Source organism: Candidatus Methylomirabilota bacterium, assembly GCA_036001065.1.
Classification (GTDB): Bacteria; Methylomirabilota; Methylomirabilia; order Rokubacteriales; family CSP1-6; genus MNEF01.
Genome location: DASYUQ010000073.1, coordinates 1 through 9172, shown reverse-complemented (window position 1 = coordinate 9172; position 9172 = coordinate 1). Strand labels below are relative to the sequence as shown.

9 protein-coding genes are annotated in these 9172 nt (G+C 67.6%); 5 read left to right on the top strand and 4 right to left on the bottom strand.

Annotation, left to right across the window (positions count from 1 at the left end; translation table 11 throughout):
- Positions 1-30 precede the first annotated feature (30 nt).
- The gene (locus tag VGV13_06215) at positions 31-765 is read right to left on the bottom strand and encodes a Bax inhibitor-1/YccA family protein (GenBank protein HEV8640676.1); all 735 of its coding nucleotides are present in this window, start codon (positions 763-765) and stop codon (positions 31-33) included.
- Between the two features lie 97 nt (positions 766-862).
- The gene (locus VGV13_06210) at positions 863-2476 is read right to left on the bottom strand and encodes an AMP-binding protein (protein HEV8640675.1); all 1614 of its coding nucleotides are present in this window, start codon (positions 2474-2476) and stop codon (positions 863-865) included.
- A 75-nt stretch (positions 2477-2551) separates the two neighbouring features.
- Here VGV13_06210 and VGV13_06205 point away from each other — a divergent pair, with 75 nt between their 5' ends.
- From VGV13_06205 to VGV13_06185, 5 genes are all read left to right on the top strand, one after another.
- Positions 2552-2767 (top strand): type II toxin-antitoxin system HicB family antitoxin, encoded by a 216-nt coding sequence (locus tag VGV13_06205; protein HEV8640674.1) that lies wholly within the window; start codon positions 2552-2554, stop codon positions 2765-2767.
- Between the two features lie 175 nt (positions 2768-2942).
- On the top strand, positions 2943-3998 hold the full coding sequence (locus VGV13_06200) for an alpha/beta hydrolase (protein ID HEV8640673.1): 1056 nt from the start codon (positions 2943-2945) through the stop codon (positions 3996-3998).
- A gap of 41 nt (positions 3999-4039) precedes the next feature.
- A complete protein-coding gene (locus VGV13_06195; GenBank protein HEV8640672.1) occupies positions 4040-5584 on the top strand; it encodes an ABC transporter substrate-binding protein in 1545 nt (514 codons plus the stop codon).
- A 108-nt stretch (positions 5585-5692) separates the two neighbouring features.
- Positions 5693-6697: an ABC transporter permease gene (locus VGV13_06190; GenBank protein HEV8640671.1), complete on the top strand. Its 1005-nt coding sequence runs from the start codon at positions 5693-5695 to the stop codon at positions 6695-6697.
- Entirely contained in the window at positions 6681-7598 is a 918-nt protein-coding gene (locus tag VGV13_06185) for an ABC transporter permease (GenBank protein ID HEV8640670.1), read from the top strand. Before VGV13_06190 ends, VGV13_06185 begins: the two co-directional genes overlap by 17 nt.
- Positions 7599-7697: 99 nt before the next feature.
- Here VGV13_06185 and VGV13_06180 read toward each other — a convergent pair whose 3' ends face one another.
- Together VGV13_06180 and VGV13_06175 are read right to left on the bottom strand one after the other, a co-directional pair.
- Positions 7698-8129, bottom strand: coding sequence for a PIN domain-containing protein (locus VGV13_06180; GenBank protein ID HEV8640669.1), 432 nt, complete (start codon positions 8127-8129; stop codon positions 7698-7700).
- A 459-nt stretch (positions 8130-8588) separates the two neighbouring features.
- A complete protein-coding gene (locus VGV13_06175) occupies positions 8589-8834 on the bottom strand; it encodes a type II toxin-antitoxin system prevent-host-death family antitoxin (GenBank protein HEV8640668.1) in 246 nt (81 codons plus the stop codon).
- Positions 8835-9172 lie beyond the last annotated feature (338 nt).

The following is a 9172-nucleotide window of genomic DNA, read 5'->3' as shown; positions in this document are numbered from 1 at the left end:
GTCCTTCAATTGCGGTGCCAGCGAGAAGGATCAGTCTTTCGACTTCAACTTGGCAAGGAGATGCAGTATTTCCAAGTAGAGCCAGACGAGCGTTACCAGCAGCCCGAAGGCACCGTACCACTCCATGTATTTTGGCGCCCCCCGCTCTGCTCCCTCCTCAATGAAATCGAAGTCGAGCACGAGGTTCAGCGCGGCCAGGACGACGACAAAACCGCTGAACAGGATGCCCAGCAAACCGCTCGAGTGAATCAAGGGTATTGAGACGCCGAACAGGCCAACTGTGAAGCTCAGGAGATAAAGGATCGCGATGCCGCCGGTGGCGGCGACGACGCCAAGCTTGAAATTCTCGGTCGGGCGAATGAGCCCGGAACGGTAGGCGAGAAGGAGCGCGCCCAGGGTCCCAAAGGTCAAGAAGACAGCCTGGCTCACGATTCCCGGGTATTGGCGCTCGAATCCCAGGGAGATTGCGCCAAGCGCCAGGCCTTCCAAGACTGCATACACGGGTGTGGTAAATTCCGCCCAGGTCTGCTTGAAGACCGTAACCATCGCAACGATAAAGCCCCCGACGGCGCCAACGACCATCAGGCCCCAGAGCCGTGAGTCGCCGATGCCGAGGTTCCAGGTCCCGGTTGCCGTGAGGATCAGAATCAAAAGCGCCAGGGCCGTTTTGTTGACGGTTCCCCCGATCGTCATGGCGTCCTCGCGGGAGACACTCGGCACTCTGCTGAAGGTGTCGGCCTTCAGCGCAGGATTCGCTGAACGCAACGTGAGATGCTCTGCCATCTTGACCTCCGATCACGGCCTTGACGTCAATCGCCTTGTTATACCCCGATCACCAGGCTGCGCGTCATGAGGGGCAGGCTCACCGCCGCTTCTTCCCCTCCCGCAGATCGAGGGCGCCTGGCTGCCGGCGCGGGTCCTCGCCCTTGGGGAAGATCTGGGTCTTCTGGACCTTCTGGGTGCCGGTGGTGGGCAGGCGGTCGACGAAGAGGACCCAGCCGGGAGCCTTGAAGTAGGCCAGGCGCGCCAGACACCAGTCCTGTAAGAGCGAAGCCAGCGCACGGTCCGGCGCCAGGCCGGCCATCGGCACGACGCAGGCCATCACCTCTTCCGCGCGCACCTCGTCGGGCACGGCCAGCACCGCCACCTGCGCGACCGCCTCGTGAGCCTGCAGGCACGCCTCCACCTCGGCCGCGGCGATGTTCTCGCCCGAGCGCCGGATGATGTTCTTCCTACGGTCCACGAAGACGAGCATGCCGTCCGGCATCCGGCGCACGACGTCGCCGGTGTGGAACCAGCCGCCCCGCCAGGCCTCCTCGGTGGCCTCGGCGTTCTTGAGATAGCCGGAGAAGAAGCCGTGGCGCGGCCCTTCGGGCCCGTCCCAGCGCACGAGCAGCTCCCCCTCGCTCCCGCGCGAAACCTCATGGCCCCTGTCATCGACGACGCGAGCCTCGAGCCCGCCCTGGGGCCGGCCGAACGCGCGCGTGGTGACCTGGCGGGGCTCGTGGCTGTCGGCATAGATGCGGCCGGTCTCGGTCATCCCCCACACCTCGATCAGCGGAAAGCCGAAGCGCTTCTCGAACAGCGGATGGAGCTCGGGCTCCACGCCGGCGCCGATGGCGAGCTTCACCCGGTGCTGGCGCTCCTCGGGCGTCTCCGGCTGGTTCAGCAGGAGGGGCGGCATGACGCCGAGGTAGTGGATGATCGTCGCCTTCGCGCTCACCACGTCCTTCCACCACCGGCTCGGGCTGAAGCGCTCGGGCTGGGCCAGGCAGTTGGCGGTGAGAATGGCGGCGGTGGCCGTCACCGCCTGGGCGTTCATGTGGAAGAGCGGCAGCGGGTTGAGGATGCGCTCGCGGCCGTACTCGATGCGGAAGATTCCGCCGAGGTCGCGGTACCAGGCGCCCGCGTTGAGGTAATAGAAGTTGCTCAGGATGCAGCCCTTGGGCCGCCCGGTGGTGCCCGAGGTATAGAGGAGGCTCGTCTCGGTGTCGAGCCCGGGCGTGCCCGCCCGCGGCGCCGGCCCCGGCTTCGGGAGCGAAGACGGCAGGCGCTCGGCGTTCACCACCGGCAACGGCTTGGCGCGCTCGCGCGCGACGGCCTCCAGATCGGCCACGCGGCTGCCGATCACGACCGCCAGGTCGGCCTCCGAGTGCTCCATCTGGTAGAGCATCTCGTCGTGCCGGTAGTCGGGGTTGATGGGGACGATGCCGGCGCCGAGCGCGTTGAGCGCCAGGTAATGGAAGAAGAACTCGGGACGGTTCTCGAGCAGCAGCGCCACCCGGTGGCCGTGGCCGTAGCCGGCCGAGGCGTACCGCTCCCAGAGCGCCAGGACCGCCTGGCGGGTCTGCTCGTAGGTGAACTCGACGCCATCGGGGTGCCAGGCGCGCCCGGGAGCGGGCGGCGCGCAGAGGAATACGTTGTCGGGCGCGGCCGCGGCCGTCGCCATGAACGCCTCGAAGACGGTCTGCGCCATCAGGCTCACCTCAGTGCAAGGAGACCCCGCAGCACTATCGCGCGGGCGAGAGGGATGTCAAGACGGAGGACACCGATGAAGTTCCTGGTCACCCTGGACCGCGACGAGAAGGGCTGGGTCGTTGTCGAATGCCCGGCGCTCCCCGGTTGTGTCTCCCAGGGGCGGACGATCGATGAGGCGCTCCGCAACGTCCGTGAAGCCATCCTGGCGAGCCTCGAAACCCGCCGAGCCCAGGGCCTTCCCGTCGCTCTCGACGTCGTGGAAGTGGAGGTCGAGACTCCCGCGACGTGACCCGTCTGCCCGTCTGCTCTGGCCCCGGTCTGCTTCGCGCTCTGATCCGCAGGGCGGGTCTCACGGTCGAGGAGTTAGACCCTGGATGTCAAGACACCGGGCCGCTTGACACGCTGAGCGGCGCTGTCTAGAGTCCATCCACCTCGTCACAGTCGCAGCGCCAAGGAGCCCGCCGATGCCGGATGAGATCCTCGCTACTGTCATCAAGAGCTGGAAGCCGCGGTTCGTCAACAACGGCGTCGACATGAACGACTACCAGTGGACCGTGGAGCCCCTCGAGAAATGGGACCAGTGGTACGGGGCCTGGATGGGGCTCGGCCGCAAGCACGAGGCGCTGGCCGTGGAGGCGGAGCGGGCGGGTCAGGCGGTCACCGCCGGCGAGGCCTACTACCGCGCCGCTATCGCCTACCACTTCGCCGTCTTCTGCTGGATCCACGACCTCGACGAGTACGCCGCCGGTCACCGGAAGAGGGTCGAGTGCTACGGCAAGGCGCTGCCCACTCTCGACCCGCCCGGCCAGCGCGTCGAGTTCCCGCTGGAGGGCATCACGCTGCCGGCCTATCTCCGGAAGCCGCGCGGCGTGGCGCGCCCGCCGGTCGTCCTGTTCATCTCCGGTCTCGACTCCGCCAAGGAGGAGCACGCGACGTTCGAGCGTTTCTTCCTCCAGCGCGGCCTGGCCACGCTCTCGCTCGACGGTCCCGGGCAGGGGGAGACGTGGTACCGCATGAAGATGCGGGTGGACTTCGAGGTCACGGCCACCGCCGCCATCGACTGGCTGCTGGGCCGCGGCGACGTCGACGGCACGCGGGTCGGCATCTGCGGCGTCAGCTTGGGGGGGTACCTGGCCCCCCGCTGCGCGGCGTTCGAGCCACGCCTCAAGGCGGTGGCCTCCTGCGGCGGCCTGCACAGCCTGGGCGACCGCGACTTCCTCAACGAGCACCATCTCCGCCGCTTCTGCCACATCTGGGGCGCCAAGGACGAGGCGGAGGTGCGGCAGAAGGCCAGGGGCGCGACGCTCGACGGCCCTGCCAAGAACATCCGGGCGCCGCTTCTGATCGTGCACGGCGAGAAGGACAACCTGATCCCGCCCTCCGACCCCTACCGGACCTACGAGCAGGCGAGCGGTCCCAAGCGGTGGGTCTGCTACCCCGAGGGCAATCACGTCTGCAACAACATCATTTATAAATACCGGCCGCTGGTGGCGGACTTCATGGCCGAGCACCTGGCCTGATGGCGGTCGCCACCGAACTGCGGGCGAGAGGAGTCACGGCGATGACACGAGGACTGTCGCGGCGAGCATTCCTCAGGGCGGGGACGGCGGCGGGCGCGCTGGCGGCGCTGGCGCCGGTGGGCCGGGTGTATGCCCAGGCCGGCCGCAAGACGCTGGTCTACGGCAAGAACGAGGACATCGGCCAGCTCAACCCCTACTTCGTCAACCACGCGGTCTTCGAGACGCTCGACAACAACATCCTGGAGCCGCTGGTTCGGTTCGATTACGACAAGCGCGGATTCGAGCCGGTGCTGGCCGAATCGTGGAGCGTCGAGGACAAGGGCCGGACCTGGGTCTTCCGCCTCCGCGACCATGTCCGGTTCCACGACGGCTCGCCCTTCACGGCCGAGGACGTCAAGTTCAGCTTCGAGAGCATCCTCAAGGAGAAGACGGCCTTCCGGCAGAAGCCCCTGGTGGTGATGATCGATAAGGTCACCGTGCGCGACAAGCGCACGGTGGCCATGGACTGCGGCAACCCGGTGCCGGGGCTGCTGTCCTACATCCAGTCGCGACCGGCCGTCATGAGCCGGACACTCGCCGAGAAGGTCGGATTCGACGAGGCCCACAAGAAGATGAACGGCACCGGCCCGTACCGGTTCGCCGAGTACGCGCGCGACGAGCGCCTGGTGATGGAGAAGAACCCCGACTACTGGGGCGAGAAGGCGAAGATCGACCGGATCGTCTACCGGCCCATCCCCGACTCCACGGCGCGGGTGACGGCGCTCCGCGCCGGCCAGGTGGACGCCATCGCCCAGGTACCGCCCTTCGACGTCGCCAAACTCGAGGGGAGCCCCGACGTCCGCCTCCACGCCGTGCGGGCCGCCCGCATCCACTTCCTGTTCATGAATCCCATCGTGCCCCCGCTCCAGAAGAAGCAGGTGCGCCAGGCCATTCACCACGCGATCGACATGGACACGATCATCAAGACGGTGCTGGAGGGGCGCGCCTATCGGCTCAGCCAGCTGGCGGGGCCGACCCAGGTGGTCAGCTACGACCCCGATCTCAAGCCGCTGCCCTACGACCCCGAGCGGGCCCGGAAGCTCCTGGCCGAGGCGGGCTACGCCGGCGGCGTGGACATCGACTTCTACGACTACGCCTCCTACAGCGAATACCGGCCGATGGCCCAGGCCGTTGCCGAGCAGCTCCGCAAGGTGGGCGTGCGCCTCAATCTCAAGCCCACCGAGTCCGGGGTGTTCCGGCGGATGTGGTTCAACAGCGAGATGCCGATGTTCTTCATCTCGTGGGGCAACCAGGCCGAGGACGTCTCGGGGTTCATCCAGGCCTACTTCCGCTCCGGCCGCGACCCGCGCTCGAAGTACAAGAACCCCGAGGTGGACGCGCTCTTCGACCAGCAGGAGGTCGAGCCCGACCCCAGGAAGCGCCACGCCCTCAACCGCCAGCTCATGCGGCTGCTGCAGGATGACAGCCCGGCGGTGCCCCTCTACAACCCGCAGTACACGATCGGCGCCCGCAAGCACGTGCTGATCCCGCCCGGCATCCCGACCGGCGGCGAGTTCGTCTGGTTCTGGAAGATGGACATGGTCTAGGGTCCCCGCCGCAATGCGGAGTCAGCTGTCCGAGCGCCGGCTCCGCCGGCGCAATCCTGCGCTGTGGGGAGGAATTGGAGGGGGCGTCGCGCCCCCTCCAATGTCCAGGTGACCCGCTTCCTGGCAACACGGATCGGGGCCGGTCTCCTCAACGTGGCCTTGATCACGCTGCTCATCTTCGTCCTGTTGCACCTGGCCCCCGGCGACCCGGTCGACCAGCTGGTGCCGTCGGACGCCGGCCCCCAGCTGCGCGCGGAAGCCCGCCGGCAATGGGGGCTCGACCGGCCGCTGGCCCTCCAGTTCCTCGCTTACGTCGGCAACGTCGTCCGCGGTGACCTCGGCCGGTCGCTCTACTTCGAGGAGCCGGTCGCCAGGCTGATCCTGGCCCGGGCTCCGGCCACGCTCGAGCTGGGCGGCCTCGCCCTCCTCTTCGTCGTCTCGACGTCCCTGCTGCTCGGCGTCGTCGCCGGCGCCCGCGCCCACAGCCTGCTCGACCAGGCGTTGATGGCGCTGGCCGTTTGCGGCGTCGCCATGCCGGCCTTCTGGTTCGCGCTGCTCCTGATCCTGGTCGTCGGAGGCGCGTTTCAGCTCCTGCCGGTGGCGGGCCGGATCTCGGAAAGCGTGGCGCTCACGCCCATCACCGGCCTGCATCTTCTCGACAGCGTCCTGACGCTGAACATGACCGCGTTCTGGGACGCGATCAGGCACCTGATCCTGCCCGCGCTCGCGCTCTCCGGCCCCGGCATCGCCTTTCAGAGCCGGCTCATGCGCTCCAACCTCCTGGAGGTCATGCAGCAGGACTACGTGCGGACGGCGCGGGCCAAGGGGCTGCGCGAGGTGGCGGTGGTCGCGCGGCACGCCGTGTGGAACGCGCTCCTGCCGGTGCTCGCGGCCTGGAGCCTCCTCTTCGTGTTCCTGCTCTCGGGCTCCGTGATCATCGAGACGATCTTCGCCTGGCCGGGGATCGGCCGGCTGGCCGTTCAGGCCGTGGGCAACCGCGACTATCCGCTCGTCCAGGGCGTCGTGCTCGTCTTCATCGTGCTGGTCGTCGCCGTCAATGTGGCCGCCGACGTCCTGTCGGCCTGGATCGATCCGCGTGTCCGCTTTGACTGACGCCGACGCTGTCGCCACGGCGCCGTGGCCGGCGGTCGTCCCCGACCGGCGGCCGGCCTGGTACCTGCGCCCGGGACGTCTGCGCTGCGCGGTGGGCGGCACCCTGGTCGTCGTGGTCTTGCTGGCCGCGGCGCTGGCCCCGCTGCTGGCGCCGGCGCCGCCCCAGGCCCAGGACCTCCTGCGACGGCTCACGCCGCCGGCCTGGCTGGCCGGGGGCAGCGCGGCCAACCTCCTCGGCACCGACCACCTCGGCCGCGACATCCTGAGCCGCGTGCTGCACGGCGCCCGGGTCTCGGTGCTGGTCGGCCTCACCGCGCTCCTGGTCTCCGGGCTGATCGGCACGGCCCTCGGGCTCCTGGCCGGCTTCTACGGGGCCAAAGTCGATCTGGTGATCATGAAGCTGGTCGAGATCTTCCTGACCATCCCGTTCGTGCTGCTGGCTCTCGTCGTCATGGCCCTGTTCGGCCAGAGCCTGGCGATCCTGATCGTCGTGATCTGCCTGAACCGGTGGATCCACTACTGCCGGGTGATCCGCAGCGAGGTGCTGTCCCTGCGCGAGCGGGACTTCGTGGCCGGGGCCCGGGCCCTCGGCGTGTCCACCGCGCGCATCCTCACGCGCCATATCCTGCCCAACACCGTCGCGTCCCTCAGCGTGATCAGCACCTTCTCGCTGGCGACCATCATCCTGATCGAGGCGTCGCTGTCGTTCCTCGGGCTCGGCGTGCCGCCCACCATCCCCACCTGGGGCTCGATGCTGAACGAGTCACGCCCCTACATGAACCCCGCGTGGTGGACGTCGATCTTCCCCGGGCTCGCCATCTTCCTGACCGTGCTGGGAGTGAACCTCCTCGGCGACGGCGTCCGCGACGCCTACGACCCGCGCCTGCGCCGGGGGGCGTAACTGCGGGGGCTTTCAGAGGTGGCGGGCGCCGCAGAGGCGCTCAGGAGCTTCGCGGAAGACAACGAAGAACGGCAGGTAACGACGAGTATTCTGCCGCCGTCATGGCAACAGGTCGAGCGCCCGTGTAAGACGCGGACCGACACGGATCGCGGCGAAGTCGCGGCGATCCGTGGTTAGCACTCGGTAGATGTGCCGTCGCTCAGCTACAGCCACGACTGTACCATCGACCAGCCCCAGGTTGAGCTTCCCGAATCTGGCGTCGAGTTCGAGGGCACGGACGATGTCGGATGGTAACGGCAGCTCATATTCGTACCGCGTCGCCGGATCAAAAATCTCAGCGATGAGCTTCCGCATAGCGACCCTGTTATCCCGGAGAAAGTAGTCCACCTCAGCAAGAACGAGTCCGGGCACAATAACCAGGCTCGCGGACGTCAGGATCTTCTCGTACTCAGGAAAACTCGGTTTGCCGTCTCTCGTGCTGGCGAGTCCGCGGAGGAGTCCGCCGGTGTCTGCGACGATCGGCGGGCTCAAGCCTCGAGATCTCGGAAGAGTTCAGATTCATCGCCGAGTTTGTTGTCCGTCGACTCGAAGAGGCGTGTAGAGGGCGGCCGGCGGCCGGTGTAGTAGCGAGAAGCTACCACCCGCAGCCCCTTGCGAATGAGGGCCGAGGCGGAGTGGCCCGCCGCTCGGGCTCTCTGCAAAGCTCGGACATCCTCCTCTTCGAGTCGAACCGTCGTCGAAATCAGACGCGCCATACACTCACCATACGTGAGCTAATGCCCAAACGCAACCCGTTCGCTGGTACGCCAGGACCGAGGCAGGATGAGAAGCGCCATGACCGCGGGGACGTGCATGAACGCTATCCGTCTCCCGCCTCGGCACCGACTCACTAAGCTCCTCAACGGCTGTTCGCTCCACTTGTGCGCCGAACGTCCAGGCTGAGCGGCCGGCGTCGCGGCGGCCCGCTCTAGCCTGCTGTTAGACCGCCCGTTACGACGGCAGATCCTCGAGTCGAACGCCACGACCGCTCCTCAGTGCTTCTCGGGCCGCCGCTACTCGCCGCAGGAACTCAGGATGGTGCTCCAACCGATAGTCGAGCCAGTCGTCCTCGCTCTCGAAGCCGATCAGCACGCCAGCCGGCTTCCCGTGCCGGGTGATGAGGATTTCCTCGGATTCAGCCAGGCGCAGGAATCGCGACAGGTCGTCCTTGACCTCAGCCAGCGCCGCCTGGCGCACCCGGCGTCCCGTGCTCGGCGAGCCAGCCGGCCGCTTCGGCCTTCGTGACGATCGCGAGGACCGCGACGGCTTGACGCGTGACGTCATAAAATACCCTCACTTCCCCCACCCGGAGCCGATACTGCGGCTGGCGCAAGCCCCTCAGGCGTTTGATCCGGCTCTTGCTTACCCGGGTGGGCTCGTGCCGCAAGTGCCGTTCGAGGGCGTCTCGCACTTCGGCCCGGCGGTAGGCCGGCAGTGACCTGTAGGACCTAGCCGCCTCGGGAGCGAGGACGACCTCGTACCGCATTCTGGCCATAGTATAGCCAGATTCGACACAGCCTCAAAGCCGACCGCTG